Origin of the sequence: uncultured Allobaculum sp. (assembly GCF_948576815.1) — a bacterium.
Taxonomy (GTDB): Bacteria; Bacillota_I; Bacilli_A; order Erysipelotrichales; family Erysipelotrichaceae; genus Allobaculum; species Allobaculum fili.
This window is the reverse complement of sequence record NZ_CAPAEZ010000056.1, coordinates 1-17872: the sequence shown is the minus strand read 5'-3', so window position 1 is coordinate 17872 and position 17872 is coordinate 1. Positions and strand designations below refer to the sequence as shown.

Below are 17872 nucleotides of genomic sequence, written 5' to 3'. Positions count from 1 at the left end.
TCCGAACAAAGGGTTCTCTCTAATTATCGTGTCCTTGACATGGGGTACACTTCATCTGCCATACCCATTACTGGGAGGGCAAAAACGTAAAGATTGTTCAGTATCTTATGGGTCATAAGAACGCTGCAACAACCCTAAACGTGTATTCCCATATTATGTTACAAGACGTAAAAGACGCCATTTTGTAGAAATCAATGGTTGAAAAACGCTTTACATAAAGTAGATATAGACACGTAACATAATATATATTATACGAAGTTGTTGATGTGTGATGTTACATCTCCTTATATACGACAATACCCGTCAGGATCCCCTTCTGACGGGTATTTCAGTATCTTTTCCATAGTAATTCGTAGATGGAGGCCCATCCCGTTTATAGATTCATTCCTTTTCCAGCAGAAACGACAGCAGTTCCTGAAACCGAATGCCTTCGGGCAGTTCTGCCTGCGGATCGAGTGTCATCATGACGCGATCGCAGTTGTCATCCAGGCTTTCGAGAGCTTTCAGCTTTTCTTCAAAGAGTTCGGTTTCATGAACCGATGCTAGCAGCTGCCAGCACGTTCTCATTCCATCTTTCTCAGTGACAAAGTCGATAATGGAATGTCGGTTCCTTCCGGTCATGACCGAATAGCCTCTTCGACGGAATTCGAGCCATACGATATTTTCCAGAACGCCCTGCGGTGAAACCTGTCCATCGCTGAGCAGACTGCTCAGCAGTCCAGTATCCGCAAAGTAATATTTTCTTTCCCGTTCGAAGATCTGATTGTTCAGTAGATTGCGGCATTTTACAACGTTGATCAAATAGGAATTTTGTAAGGCTTCCATATAGGCATTCACTGTGTTTACGGAAGCTTTTTTGACTCTCGTTCTCAGCAGGTGACTTGTCCCCCGCCCTGAGATGTATTCTCCCGACTGGCTGGCCATATAGACGGTCAGCTGCTGCATGAGTTCTACATCCGCATAGCGCAGATTTTCGACTAAGGAATGCAGAAGAATGGAGTCATACAGATTTTCGAGAACATCCTGGCGCTCTTTTGCGGAAACAGAAAGCGCAAGCGGCAGTCCGCCCTGTTCCATATAGTCCAGAAACAGCTCGGACAGGCTTTCCCTTCTTCCCTCGCAGTATTCCTTAAAGGAAAGCGGAAAGAGTTTAATCGTCTCGATCTGATCGCGCAGCGGTGAACCTTCCCTCTCCGGCAGCACATCAGCCTGTGAAGTCAGAACAAAGAGATCGAGATCTGACCAGTGGAGCAGTCCAGCCAGCGCATACTCCAGATCTTCTACAGCATCTGGTTCATTGATCAGAATTGCTGTCCGGCTCCAGGGCCGATACTCACCGATTTTATGGATTATATATTCATACAGGTCCAAAGCCGTTTTTGGCAGTGTATTGGCGGGTCCGGAATAGTCGAGTTCAATCCATCCATTCGGATAAATGGAATGGTCTTTACAGTAAGCCTGGTACTGTTGGATTACATATCTTTTTCCGACCGAACGAAGACCGCAGAGTTTACTGATCTTTCGACTCTGAGAAGCGTCCATCAGCCGTTTGAAAACCGCTTCGGTTCGATGATCTGGCATACTTTCAACCTCCTGAAGAATGTGAATCCCCTTTTGTTCAGGATACCATTGAATCCGCTTTCTCATACCCTTCTAAGGGAAAAGAAATGCAGAAAATCATAACGCGAGCAGCTTATACAAGATTCATTTTATTGAAATATAAAAACAACGAACGCAAAGATGGAACAGTTCGCCGGTTTCAGCATGATGAAAGTAAATGGTTTTTGGGGTACTTCGGTCGTTAAGGCTTCTTCCCTTTTCTGTACGGAGGAATTTTGGAGACTCTCTTTCTTTTTGTTTGACTATTAATAAATAAATTTCATTTTATCCTGGAATTATTTTCAACATTCAGTTAAATGAAAAAAATGGCAGAACAAAAAAGTCCTGCTCATTCCCTTGTTTACGCGCTCGCCAATTAGAAAAGCAGGACGACGATCAGCGTTCCAATCAGCAGGAACAGGCAGATCTTTTTCAGGGTTCGAATCGGATGAAAAATAAAGGAGAAAAGAAACAGAAACGCCAGAATGACGTACCAGAGCCAGATGAAGGACAAAAGTGTAAACATATGCGTACCTCTCTTTGCCTCGAACTATACGCTTTGATTCTGAATATCGAATTAGAATTTTCTAAATATCCAAAATGGATTCCGTAATCCGTACAGAGATCAGTATTCAAGAGGATCTGGATCGATTGACAGTTCCTGCATGACGTTTTGAAGTCTTACTACGCGTTCCGGCGGTATGACTCCGCCAGGATTGCTTGACCACCCGGCCAGACAGTCCGCATCTTTCAGAGCTTCAGCCAGAGGACTGTCGACATTGAGCTTATTGGAGTGGACTTCAATCGCCGATGCGATTTCCTCGATTTCTTCCGGCGTAAACCGGTCCAGTCCTGCAAGCAGCTTTCGCGCAGCGGCAGCCCCAGAGCGAGCATGGGAACAGGATGGCTGATTCTCCAGAAATTTTCCAATATCGTGCAACACGGCCGCAATTTTCCCAGGCTCTGGATCCAGATTTCTCTTTTTGCACAAAATAGACATATAGGCATCGACCATGGATGTGTGACTCAGCGCAAATGCGCGAAGAACCGGATTATAAATTTGGGCAAATGCCGCATACACTTCGTCCCGTACAAGCGGATATCGATCAAAGGTTCTGTATTTTTGGTTTGAATTCATTCTCATTTTTCCTGCCTTTGTCCTCATTCTAACGAGATTTCCACTCGATGGGCAGAGCGACGACAGAGTCTTATTTGTATACCTGCATCCATTTACCCCTGAATTTTGAGTACTTTTCACAACGTCTAAACTGACAGGTGCTCGAATATCCTGAATGTCAGAATACCCTGAACAATTTATAAGGAGCTCACCGTATGAACACTTCAAAATTTCAATGGCTTAATTTGTCCGACGAAGATCTGACAGACCCTTCCCTTTCCATGGAAGATCTTTTAGGTTTTTCCATACATCTTTATCATTATCCGAAAGAACTGCATCCGATTGAGACGATGTACGACTGCTGGGAGAACCTGAAGCATCGAGATAAAGAGACGTTTGGCTTGTTGGAGCGGATGCACGCTATACAGACTGGCTGGTACCTTGCCTACTCTTTTTACAGACTCAGCGATATTGATCATGCCAAAGAAGCCTGCCAGTATGCGTACAGCCTGACCGATACAGATCTGCTTGCCGGAGACCGAATCAGCTCACTGCTTCTTTCTGCAGTGATTTCCTCCTTTTGTCAGGAAGCAGCCCAAACAGAAAAGAGTCTGGAGGAGGTCCGATACCTGCTTTCCCAGCGATCCGATAAAGTGGATGGTCTGAATTTCGAATACGAGGTCGTCGCTATGCGTTTTGCGCTCAGTCAAAATGATCTTCCAGCGGCTCAGAAACATGAAAAAAATGCGCTTAGCATTGATGATCCAAAACTGTTTCCGTCTTACCAGGATGCTTCTGAATCTTTTGTGCCCGGCTGGCGGATTTCCAATCTCGACTGCGGCGAATTGCGATACGCGACGAGCCTGCTTGCCTTTAAACAGGGTGAACTGGATAAAGCGCTTGGCGAATCTTCCAGGCATTCGATGCCTGTCCAAACGCTCTAGAATACTGTTTTTCCTTCCTATAAATATTGCTCATCAGAAAGCCGTTCAATCGTTCCGGGAAAGCTATTCCATTCGACTTAAGCATTACGGTTCGAGGTATCTGCTGACCTGCAGCTCTTACCAGAACTTAATCAAAGCCGGACTTGCGTCGATTTCTTCAAAGAACAGGACGCTGGATGATGAAGAAGTGATCGCCTACAAAACGATGTATGCAGAGCTTTTGACGAACCTCCACGCGATGGAAGGTGATCAGGCTCGCTTTCGGGAAAATCTGGCGCGGCTGGACTACTCGAACTTTCTGACCTCGATTCACGAAGAAGACGAGGCTCTGGTTCTTCTTGAGGAATTGCTGAAATGCTTTGAAGATACCCAAAACTGGTACTATGTCGTCATTGTTTACAAAAACCGCGCTCTTCTTCCTGGTCGGACGATCCAGGAGGTACAAGAGGACATTGAACAGGCTTTGGATCTGATCGAAACCCGATGCAAAGGATCTCACTCCCTGAAGCAGGCGCTTCTGGATCTCTCCAGTACCTATATGAAAATGCCTGAGTAATTCAATTTGCGGTTGGAAGTTCCTTTCCATTTTGCTTATACGCAGAGCCTTTCTCTTTCGCCGGCAGATTGGTGTCCAGGAATTCCCTCTTTTTCAAAGAACCTGACTCCCCTTCTGGCATTAAAAAAGCTTCCTGTATTGAGAATAGACAGCGGATCTGTCTGGTTCTTCAATCAGGAAGCTTTTCATATGCCTGTTTCTCTTTTCTTAAAATCTGTCTATTTCTGGTCTTTGTTTTTAAGCCGGGAGCGTCCCGCTAAGAGCACAGCCAGCGCAAAGGCGAAGACAAAGAGCGAAATATACTGTGATGTGGAAAGGCCGTTTACGACACCGCGAACCATATCGCCGCGGACGAGTTCAATCGCAAGGCGTCCGGCGGAGTAAGCGATCAGATAGGCTGCACCGACTTCTCCGTTGAACTTTTTCTTCTTCGAAAACCATTCGAGAAAGAAATAAAGTCCAAAGTCGAACACGGACATGACAATCTGTGACGGAAAAAGCGGAACGCCCGCCGGTGCTTCGGATCCTTCCGGGAACACGATGCCAAAACCGTTTGTCATTTCAATGCCATAGCAGCAGCCGGCAAGCAGACAGCCAATACGGCCAAAGGCCTGAGCTAAAGCGACTTCCGGAATGATCAGGTCAAACCATTCCCAGAAATTCATGCCATGCAGCTTGCAGTAGTACCAGCCGCTGATAAGACCGCCCATAATGCCGCCGTAAACGACCCAGCCGGAACCCAGATCGGTAAAAATCGTTGGGTCTGTAGCCATATCGGGAATACGGGTAATCCAGTAAAGGACTTTGGCGCCGAGCGCACCGCCAACCAGTACCGTAAAGACCAGCCATTCCAGCCGCCTGGGATCATACCCTTTCGCTTTGACTTTCTTTTCAGCCAGTGAATAGGCGACCAGAATGCCGATCGCAATCATCAGTCCATAGGAATAGACGTGAAGAGAGCCAATCGAGAAAAGAATCGGATACATAAATTCCTCCTTCTTGTTTCGTTCTGTATTGCTAGTTCAAATCTTTGTCCGTTCTGAACCGTTCCCTGCTCGAAGAGAAGAAATGAAAAGACGGTCAGAACCGACACGTGCTCTATTGTATCGGGCCTGGATCAGGAAGAGCAATGAATGGGTCCGGATTGTCGAATCGTCTAAATCCATACCGTATTTGAAACCCATTCCGATACGATTATTTCTTTTCCGGCGCTCTTCTCAGCGTAATCAAAAGCAGCTGCGGACGATTATACAGACGCGGGATAATCATCTGATCGCCCAGTCCCCGGCTTTCGATCATTTTCATGCCATCTGGCTGTTCGAATAAGCCGCTGTCGTATTTGGGAAAGAAGCGGGAGCCGTTTCCATCGTTTGGCTGCAGAAACCCTTTTCCAAACAGTCGGATATGTCCGCCATGGATATGTCCGCTGAAAACCAGATCGGCCTGCGTCTTCTCCAGATAATCAAACAGATCTGCACGATGAAATAACAGAAGACGACAGGCTTTCTTTTCAGGAAGCTTTCCGATGTCTTCATTCAACTGTTCAAGACGCCGATCAAAAGACCAGCGGTAATGAAAATCGGGATCCTGAATGCCCGCGATTTCCAGCGGCTGTCCTTCTTTATACAGAGTCATCACATCGTGATCGAGCAGCGTTATGCCAAGCTGATCCAGATTGGCGGCCCGTTTTTTCCATTGGCCGCTGTAATATTCGTGATTGCCGCTGACCATATAGACCGGGGCGATTTTTGAAAGGCTGGAAAGAACTTTATTGGTCGTATCCGCATGCTGGACACCATCATACACATCCCCCGTCGCAAAAATGAGTTCGGGATGATCGTTCTCAATCGCTTCCATCATGCCTTTGGGATTGTTTCCGTGCAGATCCGAAACATGAGCGATTTTCACGCCGTCCCAGGCTTCTGGCAGATCGGAAAGTTCGATCGTCATCTCACTCACTTCCAGGTCGTTTCGAAACGCCCCGCTCGAAAACAGAATTCCAATCAGAATCGCCAGTGCACATATAAAAATCAGAAAAATTCGCAATCCATTCGAAAAATTCATGGTATCAGTATACCAATTTCTCCGATTCGAATCGTTTATGGACCGTCCTTCGCAGGCAGATAAAAAGCCGCCTGTGCATGTGCGCACGGACGGCTTATTCGGCATATTGGGTATACGCAATTCTGTAGAGTTTGCGAATCTGCTTATTTAGCGTTCTGTACCGGGATGTTCAGATCACGAACCACTGGATAAACGATCAGCTTATCGCCTTCGAGATCTTCGTTATGCATATCGACGGCAGTAATGTTCTGGTTCCAGTAGGTCGTATAATAGAAACAGCCAGTTTCGAGGTTTGCGCCGCAGGTATAAAGGGTAACTTCGTATTCACCCTTTTTAACCTGATCGCAGCCACTGGTCTGATACACGCTGTAAAGGATATGGAAGAATTCCTGGATATTGGCTTCTTCGGTATTCTTTTCGATATTCGAATTCAGACGTGTAAAGGCAACGCGGACAAAACGGGAAATGGAATCCAGACCGCCAGGCAGTCCAGCCGATCCCATGCCGGCACCGAGTTTAACGAAATCCGGGAAATTCGGAGAGAAACGAGTGGAATCGAATCCGCGGATGGCGTTGGATACGTTGCAGTAGTAAAGCAGATTTTTCTTGTGGAACGGGAATTCCGGTTCGTTGGTCAGAACGTTATACGGGTTGTCGTAAACTTTCAGACCGCGTTCTTTGGTCTGTTCGACAACGATCGTCCGTTTGGCATCGGAAATGATCCAGTGCAGCGGGCTTGGCGGGAATTTTTCCGAGAAACCGGTATTGCAGATGTTGATTTTCTTGAATTCTTCTTCGGCTTCATCGACGCTGGAGCATTTGCCCAGGATATAAGGGATCAGCTCGAACGAAGCGATGTTCAGCTTGTCTTCCATGACTGGGAAATAATGGCAGCTGGTCCAGAAAGCCAGACCGGCCATGCCCAGTCCTTTATCGTTGATTCCCTCGAAGTACAGAGGGTAGTTATCAATCGGCATAGCCATACCGATAATAGCGTTATGGCTTTCCATGGCGTCGGTGTGACGGAATTTAAAGGGGACGTTGTGCGGTGTGATGACGACATCGACTGGATAATCGATTTCCAGATCCAGGTTGCGTCCGAAGTAGTGGCTGTTTCCATTGGAATAGGAAAGACCTGTACACATTAAGCGAGTACCTCCTGATCATACGTATCTTTTTTGCTTTGTACGATCTTTAATTACAGTCTTCATTATAAAGTTCCGCTTTTCGGATGATCCCTCCAATGACCGAAATACAGCGGCCTCTTCCCTTTCTCTGTTTTGTCTGCAATCTGAGTATTGTTGAATCTTCCAAAGCGTCTGGAATCGCTTTCAGGTCGTCTATACTGAAAACAGACAGACCGATCCGACAATATTCGGGCAATTTTCGCGATCAGCCTGGAGAAGAAAGAGAGAAAAGTATGAAAAGTATTCAGAAGGTATGGATGTATCTCCTTTCTGTCCTTACGTTTCTGAGCCTTATGGCGCCTCCTGCCCTGCTGCAGGCAAAAGAAGCCATTGATCCCCCGGCCCAGACCAGCGTACGCAAAGAGGAAAACTTCAACCGCGGCTGGAAGTTTGTCCGCAGAGATGAACCGCAGGCGTACCAGAGCGATTTTAACGACGCGAACTGGTATAACGTCAGCCTGCCGCACGATTTCAGCATTCCCTATTTCATGGAACAGAAGTTTTACACTGGCATCGGCTGGTATCGAAAGACATTCGAAGTCAGTGCCGAATCGCTTCAGAACAAAATCAAGATCGATTTTGACGGTGTCTTCCACACCATCGATCTGTACGTCAACGGCGATAAAGTCGGCAGTCATCAAGGCGGCTATACCGGCTTTGAATTCGACTTGAGCGAGTATCTGCACGAAGGAACGAACGTCCTGGCCGCAAAAGTTGACAACACCTGGAATCCGCAGCTTGCTCCGCGTGCTGGCGACCATAATTTCACCGGCGGTATTTACCGCGATGTAAAGCTGATTTATGAAAACCCGGTTCATGTCGCCTGGTACGGTACGTTTGTACAGACGCCAAACGTATCCAGATCGTCTTCCGATCTGCGCATGCAGGCGGAGGTAGAAAACCAGAACGAAACGGCTGCCGAGGTTCGTGTACGCCATACACTGCTGGACGCCAACGGCCAAGCCGTCGCTCAGTTTTCTTCCAGCCCCAAAACGATTGAAGCTGGACAGAGCGCCATCTTTGATGACACGTATACTGGAATTTCCAAGCCCCATCTGTGGAGCATGGACGATCCCTACCTTTATACGGTCGTTACCCAAGTCTACAGTGCAGACTCGCTGGTCGACTCCGTTCAGACGAGCATGGGTTTTCGCTGGTGCGAATGGACAGCCGATCAGGGCTTTTTCCTGAATGGCGAACACGTCTGGCTCAACGGCGTAAACGCCCATCAGGATCACGCCGGCTGGTGCAATGCCGTCAGCGATTCGGCTCTGGTTCGTGACGTTCAAATGGTCAAGGACGGCGGATTCAACTTTATCCGCGGCAGTCATTATCCGCATTCTCCTATCTATACGCAGGCGTGCGATGAACTCGGAATTGCCTACTGGTCCGAAGCTGCCTTCTGGTTTATCGGCGGCGCCGGCGGCGAAGGAAATCTGGAAAATCCAGGTTCGTCCGATTATACCGCCAACGGCTACCCGACACATGTAAAAGATCAGGCAGCGTTTGAAGACTCCTGCATGCAGATGCTGGAAGAAATGATTCGCATTCACCGCAATCATCCGTCCATCATGGTCTGGAGCATGGGAAACGAAACGTTCTTTCAGAGTGTAAACGATGACTCCGGCGCCAGCACGAATGATAAAAAGCGCGCCCTGATTACCCGCATGGCCAAAAAGTGCAAAGAGCTCGATCCGACCCGTGCAGTTGGCCTTGGCGGCACGCAGCGCGACGGCTATGACAAAATTGAAGGCGTTGAAGTCGCCGGCTATAACGGCGACGGCGCTTCGATTGGCGCCTGTCAGAATCCAGGCGTACCGAACATGGTTGCGGAATACGGCTCGCATACCGCTAACCGCTCTCAGGGCGACACCTATGCACCGCATTACGATCATGTACAAAGCCAGAACGATCGCCCGATCGAATACGCCTGGCGAAGCGGCGTTTCCCTCTGGTGCATGTTCCATCATGGAACGGTCGCTGCGAGAAGCTATGGCGATATGGGCATCGTCGACTACTATCGACTGCCTTTAAAAGAATGGTACTGGTATCGCCATGAATTCCATCCGGATCATCCTGAGCCCGAATTCTCGAAGTCCGGACCCCGACAAAAATCGAACTGACCGCCTCCGACACCGTTCTTCGCGATGACGGCACGCAGGATACCCATCTCATCGCGACTTTGAAAGACGATGAAGGAAACTGGATCGGCGTAAAGCGCAAGATCACGCTGAAAGTCGTAGCAGGCCCGGGTATTTTCCCGACCGGCAAAACCTTTGTTCTCGATCCGGATTCGGAAAACAAATCCATGCTTGATGGAAAAGGCGCCATTGAATTCCGCTCCTACTACGCCGGCATCACCCGCATCGTCGCCGAAAGCGAAGGTCTCAAATCGGCGGAAATCACCCTGAGGACCACGGGCGACTCCACAGGAGAAAGCGAGGCGGATATTTCCACACTGTACGGTTCCTTCATGAACAATGACGGCATTATTCTGACCGATATTGAAGAGGCATCTGCCTACGAACTGCGCGATCTCAACGGCGTTCCCTGCGAAGCGTCTTCCAACGAAGCCGATCGTCAGAACGTTCTCGATCAGGATCCAAAAACGTCATGGAGAGCTTCCACAGCCGGGCCTGGCCAGTACGTCAACGCGACCATGGAACATGGAGAAGTCATTCTCTATAAAGCAGCCGTACTCTTTGACGGCAAAAAGCTGCCCTATACGCTGCAGGGAAAAACCGCAGATGCAGTCAGCGAAGACGACTGGGAAACGCTTGTTTCCTACGATGCCTCCACCATTGAGACAGCCCCGGATGAAATCACATTCCTGAAAACCAGACCGTATCGAAACATCCGCGTTCTGTTTGATTCCATTCCAGAAGACGAATACGCCTCGTTCTCCGAACTGAAGCTGTATTCGCTCAAGTCGGTCAATGAACCGATCAAAACCGGATATCAGTACCTGTGCGATCTGGACGATTTGCCCGAAACCATCATTAAAAATCGCACAGCAGACGGTCAGCCGCTCAAGCACGGAAACACCCGCTATTCCAACGGCGTTTCCCTGCCGGCCCAGACGGAACTGACTGTAAATAACTTCACCAGAGAAGACGGCGGCTATGGCGCTTTCGAAGCTGAAGCCTTCAACCCCTCTTCCCAGACGGTCCTTCTGCGCCTGATCGCGAAAAATCAGACGATTTATGAAAAGACGTTTGAACCGGGCGAATCAGCCGCTATCCGTGTTTCTGTTTATCGGTGCCCCGATGTGAAGCTGGAAACCGAAGGGCACGGTTCGATTTCCTTAGGCAATGCCCGTCTTTCCGGCGTACGACGCAAGCTGACACAGGATGGTAAAACCGACCTGAGTGCCCAGTTTATGGCCGCTTATGAATCGCTTGTACCAGGCACTGTGTATGAAGGTGAGCTGGATCTGACGTCCAAAACGGCTCAGAATCTGATGATCACCACATCTCTGATTGCCCCCGACAATACTCTTGTCGATGTCCAGAGCAAACCGCTCACGCTCAAAGCCAAAGAAAAAGTCTCCCTTCCCGTGTCCATGTCGATTCCAGAAGATCTCAAAGACGGCAGCGTTTTACGGCTTATGATCTGGAACACGGATACCCTTGCTTGTGGGGGCGACTGCGTCTTTACGACTACGCTCAAAGACGATCAGGGACAGGATGCCGAAGCCGGCAAATATCCACAGCGCAAAACCGCCCTGGAACGTCCAGCGCAAACGGTCGTTGTTCCTGGCGATGAAATGGAGAAAACCGGAACCTGGGGCCGCTGGCCGGCTTCTGGCACGCAGGCAGGAACGCTTTCCGGCTACGAAACGTATGTCGAATCGAATAACTGGCAGAACACTTCCCTCTCCTATACCTTCACAGGAAGCCGCTTTACTCTCTATGCGAAAAAAGACGGCAGCCAGAGCGGCTGTGAAGTCTTCGTAGACGATCAGTCGCTTGGAACAGTGAGCACAAAGCGAAACGACGGATAAAATACGTATGAAGCGGTTTTCTCCCATTCATTTGAAGAAGAAGCCGAACATACCGTAAGACTTGTCCCTACCGGCAAATTTGGCTTTGACGCCCTTGAAATTCGTCAAAGCGGCCTCGTTCCCAAACCGGAATATGTGGAAGGTACGCCCGATACGACCCTGTATGGCTCTTCCGATCAGATTCAAAAGAGCAGCGGATGGGGGCAGTGGAAAGATGAAGCGGCCGGCGATTACGAAACGTACAATAACAGCGCCAATGCGACGCTGAGCTACGCCTTTACCGGTACCGGCATTTCCATGATGACCAAGTTTGACGGCGGCAAAACCGGTGCCCATATTTACATCGATGACAAGGACTATGGCGTTGTAAACTGCACAGACAGTACAGATGCCTATCGCAAAGGAATCGATATTCAGTCTCTGCCTTTGGGAACTCACACGTTCCGTCTGGTTACCACCGGCAAATTCGGTTTCAAAACGATTACCACAACGTATGGAACGCTTGAAGATCGCAGCGCGCTTTCCTAAGCCGTTGAAGCTGCGAAAAACCTCAAGGAAAGCGATTATGTAAGCGGCTGGAATTCCCTGCAGGAAGCCCTGAGTGAAGCCGACTTCGCGCTGCGCTCCTACAGCTTCTCTCAGTCAGAAATTGATGAACTGACCGATACGCTCAATGCGGCTATTGAGGCTTTGCGCAGACCGTCTTCCCTTTTTGGATCGGATCTTGGAAACAGTGTCGTAAAGGCAATTACCGTTTTGCGCACCAAAGACTACGATCCAGATTCGACGCATAAAGCGCAGTTTACCCAGGCTTTAATGAAGCCGTTGCGGGTCTGTTGGAAGACAATGCCACCCAGGCCAAGACTTTAAATTCAGCCCTTCTTGCCGGTATTGCGGCTATTCAGTATCCCAAAATCGACTTTGTTCTGGACGCCCTGGAAATGACTGTTACTAAAGCAGAAAGCCTGCTTGAGAACCGTACGGAATTCCCAGAGTCTTCGATGGATAAACTGGAAGAGGAACTCTCTAAGGCCAGATCCATTCTTTCTGCACCGCAAAGTCAGATCCAGATCGATGAACAGGCCCAACACATGAACCGCCTGCTGCTGAGTCTGCGCAAAGTCCCGAATTCGAATAATTCTTTGTTCTAGTCTCTCTTGCAACGTTCGCTCAGGATTCAAAACAGCCGTTTCCGATTCGGATCGGTTTTTGAACGGCTTGAGCAGATGGTTTAAAACTTCTGTCTGAACGCGGGTGGACTAAGCCATCCAGAATATGGATTTACCCAGTATTTCTAAAGAGTAACGCCGCAGAACAAACGGAATTCCGTTTGTCTGCGGCGTTCTTTCGTGACAAGCGAACAGGGGATCCCCTTCCTCCAGACGGGTTACGATGGCGTCATCCAATGGATTTGCGCAGATTTCGATCATGAATGGAAAGAGAAGCAGTCATCCTGATTCGCCGGAACGCCTGTAGACCTTCCATTCGTCTGTACAAAATTGCCCTGTTTTGTGTACATTCCGGCACGGATCGAAAGACCTCCAAAAAGAGTTATCAAGATGGTATCGCTAAACAAATCAGGACACCTTTTATATTAATGGGACATATAAACCAATCTTTATATCTTAGGAGTTAGAGAGCCGATTCTACCGGTCGAATGAGTAGGATCGGCAATTTTTCATAAGCAGAGAAAGTACCAATTTTGATTTAAAGAAAGGATCCGATCATCATGAATCAACTCAAGTTTGACCAACAAAAAGTTGAAAGCATCTGCGATATCATCGCTGATACCGACAACGGGTTAACTGGAAGCGATCTAAAACATCTTCTTGATGTGTGCGGAGTGCCATACGACCCACGAATTGCTCCAAACAAAAGGCAGTGGTTCTTTAATTGTTTGGCTGGTAAATTCAATCAGGAGCATTCGCTACTATTGTTCAAGCGAATAATCGAAAATGCAGTCAATCCTGCACGCTTCACGAATTTGGACAAGAGAGAGCAATATAGCTTTTTGGTTAACGGGATCAATAAGGTTTTGCTTCTAGAAGGATACAAAATAGATAGTGCTGGGGAAATTGTAAAAACAGTTCAGGCTAAAAATTTAAACGAAGTAGATAGAAGGGTCAATGAGCGCGAAGCAAAATTTCAAAAGCAGAACTTTCATCCATCGGTTGTTCACCTTGCAAAAAAGGAATACATAAGCGGACAGTATTTTGAGGCTGTTTTCGAGGCTTCAAAAGGTTTATCAAAGAGAGTGAGAGAAATGACAGGGCTCACTGGAGATGGTGCAAACCTCTTTGAAAAGGCATTTTCCACCAAAAATCCGTACCTTGTTCTGAATCGCTTGGAGACTGAGACGGAAAGAAATGAACATAACGGCCTTCGGACACTACTCAATGCCATTTTTCTGATGTTTAGAAATCTGCAAGCTCACAATTTAAAACTTGACTGGCCTGTGAATGAAGTGAAAGCTCTGGATGCTCTTTCGTTGATTTCATTTGCATTTAAGGGGCTAGACCAATGTCAGGTTGTTAAGCGTGATTAGTCGAAGTTCATGGGTTAGTCGCTTGGTAAGCAGCTCTTCGGTATAATAAGGACAATGAAAACGAAAACAGAAATTATTGATTCCTGGTCATTAACTGAGTTTGAATCAGCTCTTTACGAGCTATATCCATCAATTCTGCGAACTTTGATAAAAGACCACACGACGGGAAAGAGTATTGTTTGGGCTACTTCCAGTCATCTCGAATTTGGAGTTCCGTTTGGAGCCGACAAGCAACTAGACCCCAGTACGGTAACATTTGGAAAAAGAAACTTCTTAAAACCACGTGTTCAGAAGTCGCAGGCAGCACAAACTGCAAGAACAAAGGATAAGGCAGAGGTTTTCACTCCTTCCTGGGTCTGCAATATGCAGAATAATTTAGTAGATGATGCTTGGCTGGAGAACCAGAATTCGTTCAATGTTGGCGATTTTGGTAGTTGGCAAACTTCTACAGATCCTATTCATTTTCCTGCCGGAAAAACCTGGAAGGATTATGTTGCCGATATCCGATTGGAAATCACTTGTGGAGAAGCACCGTATTTGGTCAGCCGATATGACACCGTGAGCGGTGAAAAGATTGAGCTCAAAGATCGGATAGGTTTGCTAGACCGGAAGTTCAGAGTGATTAACGAAAACGCAAAATCTGACCAGACTTGGAATGCTTCAGTAATTAAAGCTTATGAGTCCACCTACGGTTATGAGTACCAGGGCGACAATTTATTTTTAGCCAGAGAGAATCTCTTGTTTACCTATATCGAGTACTTTTTTGATAGATTTGGAAGATTCCCCTCACAAAAGCAGCTTTCAAGGATTGCCGAAATCATTTCCTGGAACGTATGGCAAATGGATGGATTGACTAACTGTCTACCTTTTTCTAAACCGGTCAAGCTATTTGAACAATTGGCACTTAGTTTTGAAGAAGATGAGGACGGGGTCACTTTTATTGAAGACTCGGACCTTTTCGATTCAGGTGATAGCCCTTACTGTTTGATTGCAGATTGGACAAACAAAACAAACGGAAAGCCTGAAATAATTGAATTTCGAAGCTTGTTGAATCGATAGAGAGAAAAAAGATTATGAAACCATATTTTGAGGATAATTTCGAATATAACTTGATCTATGTTTTTGGTATTCCTGATCAGGCCCATCATGGGAAATTGAAAATTGGAAAGGCCTCCTTGAAGACGAAAACACCTCGTGACCAATTGAACCCAAATTCAAAAGAGCTAAACAGAGCGGCTCGTGATCGGATTGACCGCTATACCCAGACAGCAGGAATTCATTACGACCTTCTGTGGACAGAGCTTGCGGTGAAGGATGTCAAGGAGAATGGATTGATGGTATCCAAAGCTTTTTCAGATAAAGATGTCCATGCGGTCCTTAAAAATTCTGGGATAGAGAATGTGCGTATTGATGATACAACTGGTTCAGAATGGTTTGAGCTGGATTTGGATACTGCGAAGACAGCCATCCGAGCTGTCAAAAACAATGAAGCTTACTTTACCCCAGACGGAAAAATCGTATCCGCACCGATAATTTTCAGACCAGAACAAGAAGAATGCATTTCTAGAGCTGTTAAACATTTCAAAAAGTCGGATCGGTTCTTGATCAATGCAAAAATGCGATATGGTAAGACTTTTGTTGGCTTGGAGATTATCAAAAGAGCAAAGTTCAAGAAGACGATTATCGTAACTCATAGGCCAGTGGTCAATGAAGGGTGGTTCGAAGACTTCAGAAAGATTTTCCAAAACACAGACTACCGTTATGGTTCGAAAAAGAAAGGATACTCTTTTGAGCAATTGGCTGAGGAAGATAGTTCCTTCGTCTATTTTGCGTCCATCCAGGACTTGAGAGAGTCTGCGAAGATAAAAAAAGGTGGATATCAGAAGAATGATGAGATTTTTGATACTGACTGGGATTGTGTGATCGTAGATGAAGCTCATGAAGGAACACAAACATCCCTTGGCGATGCAACGATCAAGACGTTGGTGAATAAGAATACGAAGCTTTTGTCGTTGTCTGGAACACCATTCAATATTCTTGATGATTATGAAGAAGACGCTATCTACACTTGGGATTACGTTATGGAGCAGGAATCAAAATCTGAGTGGGACAAGCTTCATTTTGGGGACTCCAACCCTTATTCAGACCTTCCAGAGCTGAAAATTTACACCTATGATCTTGGAGATGCGTTGGGAAGTTCTGCCTATACTTCCTTCGAGGATAAGGCCTTTAACTTCAAAGAGTTCTTTCGTACCTTCACGGGTGATTTTAAGTATGACCATGAAGAGATACCGGAGGGAGCTCATGTGGGCGATTTCGTTCATGAAAAGGACGTGTGGTCTTTCCTCAATCTGATGAGTAAGGAAAGACAAACAAGTGCCTATCCTTTTTCGACAGCTGAATACCGGGATATTTTCAAACACACTTTATGGATGATTCCAGGTGTCGATGAAGCTCGAGCTCTGTCGAAATTGATGATGAAGCACCCTGTCTTTGGAAGTGGTCAATTCGAGATCGTTAATGTAGCTGGCGATGGTAATCCGGAAGATCCTAATGAGGAAGCATTGACGAAAGTCCGAAACGCTATCAACAGAGCCTCCTTGAATGATACATACACAATCACTCTATCCTGCGGAAAACTAACAACTGGAGTAACAGTAAAAGAGTGGACAGGCGTGTTCATGCTTTCGGGATCATATAGCACCTCCGCAGCCAACTATCTGCAGACGATTTTCCGTGTGCAGTCTCCTGCCAATATTAACGGGAAAATTAAAGATGCTGGTTATGTTTTCGATTTTGCTCCTGACAGAACACTAAAAATGGTGGCTGATGCCGTCAAAGTCTCCTCAAAAGCCGGATCTACAAAAGAGCGGGATCGCGAGATTCTGGGTAAATTTTTAAACTATTGCCCTGTGATTGCGATCGCTGGCTCCGAAATGAAGCCGTATGATACGCCTAAACTTCTCCAACAACTAAAACGTGCTTATGCGGAAAAAGTAGTTCAACACGGTTTTGATGACAACAAATTGTATTCTGATGCGCTCTTCACCTTGGATGAAAAAGATCTGGAGATGTTTAGTAACTTGCAGAAAACATTCGAAAAATCTAAATCGCAGGTGAAAGGTAAAAATATCGATATTAATAAAACAGGATTAACAAACGAGGAACGTGAAGAGGAGGAACGAATCAATAAAAAGAAAAAGAAGAAACCTCTGACTCCAGAAGAGGAGGCGAGACTTAAAGAGTTGCAAGAAAAGAAAAAGAATCGCGCACAAGCAATTTCAATTCTGCGTCAAATTTCAACTCGGATGCCTCTGCTCATATATGGAGCAGACGTTGATTATTCAGACGAAATCGATCTTGATAGCTTTGTAGAATTAGTCGATGATGCTTCCTGGGAAGAGTTTATGCCGACTGGAGTCACAAAGGATGATTTTAAAAATCTCAGACGATTTTATGATGAAGAAATTTTTATTGCAGCCGGAAGACGAATTCGAAACTCTGCTAGACAGGCTGACACACTTGAACCGGTTGAGCGTGTAAAAAAGATCGCAGATATCTTCTCTACCTTCAAAAATCCTGATAAGGAAACAGTACTGACTCCTTGGCGAGTAGTGAATATGCAGTTAGCGGACACGATAGGTGGCTGGTGTTTCTTTGATGAAAAATACGAAAACCAGCTTGATTTACCTCGTTATGTTGCCCAAGGAGAAGCGACAAGTGCGATATTCGATGCAGATGATCCAAAAATAATGGATATCAATTCTAAAACAGGTCTTTATCCGTTATATTCCTGCTATTCAGTAGAACTTTCCCAATCAGCTAAACTATACGGTCGGATTTTTGCGTGGACGACC

At 46.6% G+C, this 17872-nt stretch carries 15 protein-coding genes; 9 read left to right on the top strand and 6 right to left on the bottom strand.

The window, feature by feature from the left end; translation table 11 throughout:
- Positions 1-381 precede the first annotated feature (381 nt).
- The 3 genes from Q2J39_RS08160 to Q2J39_RS08150 form a co-directional block, all read right to left on the bottom strand.
- The gene (locus Q2J39_RS08160; RefSeq protein ID WP_230267051.1) at positions 382-1581 is read right to left on the bottom strand and encodes an ATP-binding protein; all 1200 of its coding nucleotides are present in this window, start codon (positions 1579-1581) and stop codon (positions 382-384) included.
- Between the two features lie 394 nt (positions 1582-1975).
- On the bottom strand, positions 1976-2125 hold the full coding sequence (locus Q2J39_RS08155; protein WP_230267050.1) for a hypothetical protein: 150 nt from the start codon (positions 2123-2125) through the stop codon (positions 1976-1978).
- A gap of 99 nt (positions 2126-2224) precedes the next feature.
- Entirely contained in the window at positions 2225-2737 is a 513-nt protein-coding gene (locus Q2J39_RS08150) for an HD domain-containing protein (RefSeq protein ID WP_288340010.1), read from the bottom strand.
- 194 nt (positions 2738-2931) lie between these two features.
- Here Q2J39_RS08150 and Q2J39_RS08145 point away from each other — a divergent pair, with 194 nt between their 5' ends.
- Positions 2932-3660 (top strand): hypothetical protein, encoded by a 729-nt coding sequence (locus Q2J39_RS08145; protein WP_230267048.1) that lies wholly within the window; start codon positions 2932-2934, stop codon positions 3658-3660.
- Positions 3617-4216: a hypothetical protein gene (locus Q2J39_RS08140; RefSeq protein WP_289068937.1), complete on the top strand. Its 600-nt coding sequence runs from the start codon at positions 3617-3619 to the stop codon at positions 4214-4216. The genes Q2J39_RS08145 and Q2J39_RS08140 overlap by 44 nt, the downstream gene beginning before the upstream one ends.
- A 218-nt stretch (positions 4217-4434) precedes the next feature.
- Here the strand turns inward: Q2J39_RS08140 and Q2J39_RS08135 are convergent, their stop codons facing one another.
- From Q2J39_RS08135 to bsh, 3 genes are all read right to left on the bottom strand, one after another.
- A complete protein-coding gene (locus Q2J39_RS08135) occupies positions 4435-5202 on the bottom strand; it encodes a prolipoprotein diacylglyceryl transferase (protein WP_288340014.1) in 768 nt (255 codons plus the stop codon).
- 208 nt (positions 5203-5410) lie between these two features.
- The gene (locus Q2J39_RS08130; protein ID WP_288340016.1) at positions 5411-6280 is read right to left on the bottom strand and encodes a metallophosphoesterase; all 870 of its coding nucleotides are present in this window, start codon (positions 6278-6280) and stop codon (positions 5411-5413) included.
- A gap of 143 nt (positions 6281-6423) precedes the next feature.
- Positions 6424-7425, bottom strand: a complete 1002-nt coding sequence (bsh, locus tag Q2J39_RS08125; protein ID WP_288340018.1) for a choloylglycine hydrolase — start codon at positions 7423-7425, stop codon at positions 6424-6426.
- Between the two features lie 275 nt (positions 7426-7700).
- Here bsh and Q2J39_RS08120 point away from each other — a divergent pair, with 275 nt between their 5' ends.
- The 7 genes from Q2J39_RS08120 to Q2J39_RS08090 form a co-directional block, all read left to right on the top strand.
- On the top strand, positions 7701-9590 hold the full coding sequence (locus Q2J39_RS08120) for a glycoside hydrolase family 2 protein (RefSeq protein ID WP_288340020.1): 1890 nt from the start codon (positions 7701-7703) through the stop codon (positions 9588-9590).
- A gap of 59 nt (positions 9591-9649) precedes the next feature.
- Entirely contained in the window at positions 9650-11470 is a 1821-nt protein-coding gene (locus Q2J39_RS08115) for a hypothetical protein (RefSeq protein ID WP_288340022.1), read from the top strand.
- A 135-nt stretch (positions 11471-11605) separates the two neighbouring features.
- On the top strand, positions 11606-11998 hold the full coding sequence (locus Q2J39_RS08110) for a hypothetical protein (RefSeq protein ID WP_288340024.1): 393 nt from the start codon (positions 11606-11608) through the stop codon (positions 11996-11998).
- Between the two features lie 308 nt (positions 11999-12306).
- Entirely contained in the window at positions 12307-12621 is a 315-nt protein-coding gene (locus tag Q2J39_RS08105) for a hypothetical protein (protein ID WP_230267041.1), read from the top strand.
- 578 nt (positions 12622-13199) lie between these two features.
- Positions 13200-14015, top strand: coding sequence for a TIGR02391 family protein (locus Q2J39_RS08100; RefSeq protein ID WP_288340026.1), 816 nt, complete (start codon positions 13200-13202; stop codon positions 14013-14015).
- A 54-nt stretch (positions 14016-14069) separates the two neighbouring features.
- On the top strand, positions 14070-15074 hold the full coding sequence (locus tag Q2J39_RS08095) for a restriction endonuclease subunit M (protein ID WP_288340028.1): 1005 nt from the start codon (positions 14070-14072) through the stop codon (positions 15072-15074).
- Positions 15075-15088: 14 nt separating this feature from the next.
- Positions 15089-17872: DEAD/DEAH box helicase (locus Q2J39_RS08090; RefSeq protein WP_288340030.1), on the top strand; the 2784-nt coding region annotated here is incomplete at its 3' end.

Excerpts from the sequence above, each read along its gene's own strand:
- Q2J39_RS08155 (WP_230267050.1), bottom strand. The coding sequence starts at position 2,125 with ATGTTTACACTTTTGTCCTTCATCTGGCTCTGGTACGTCATTCTGGCG.
- Q2J39_RS08120 (WP_288340020.1), top strand. The coding sequence starts at position 7,701 with ATGAAAAGTATTCAGAAGGTATGGATGTATCTCCTTTCTGTCCTTACG.
- bsh (WP_288340018.1), bottom strand. The coding sequence starts at position 7,425 with ATGTGTACAGGTCTTTCCTATTCCAATGGAAACAGCCACTACTTCGGA.
- Q2J39_RS08160 (WP_230267051.1), bottom strand. The coding sequence starts at position 1,581 with ATGCCAGATCATCGAACCGAAGCGGTTTTCAAACGGCTGATGGACGCT.
- Q2J39_RS08150 (WP_288340010.1), bottom strand. The coding sequence starts at position 2,737 with ATGAATTCAAACCAAAAATACAGAACCTTTGATCGATATCCGCTTGTA.
- Q2J39_RS08135 (WP_288340014.1), bottom strand. The coding sequence starts at position 5,202 with ATGTATCCGATTCTTTTCTCGATTGGCTCTCTTCACGTCTATTCCTAT.
- Q2J39_RS08095 (WP_288340028.1), top strand. The coding sequence starts at position 14,070 with ATGAAAACGAAAACAGAAATTATTGATTCCTGGTCATTAACTGAGTTT.
- Q2J39_RS08145 (WP_230267048.1), top strand. The coding sequence starts at position 2,932 with ATGAACACTTCAAAATTTCAATGGCTTAATTTGTCCGACGAAGATCTG.
- Q2J39_RS08130 (WP_288340016.1), bottom strand. The coding sequence starts at position 6,280 with ATGAATTTTTCGAATGGATTGCGAATTTTTCTGATTTTTATATGTGCA.
- Q2J39_RS08100 (WP_288340026.1), top strand. The coding sequence starts at position 13,200 with ATGAATCAACTCAAGTTTGACCAACAAAAAGTTGAAAGCATCTGCGAT.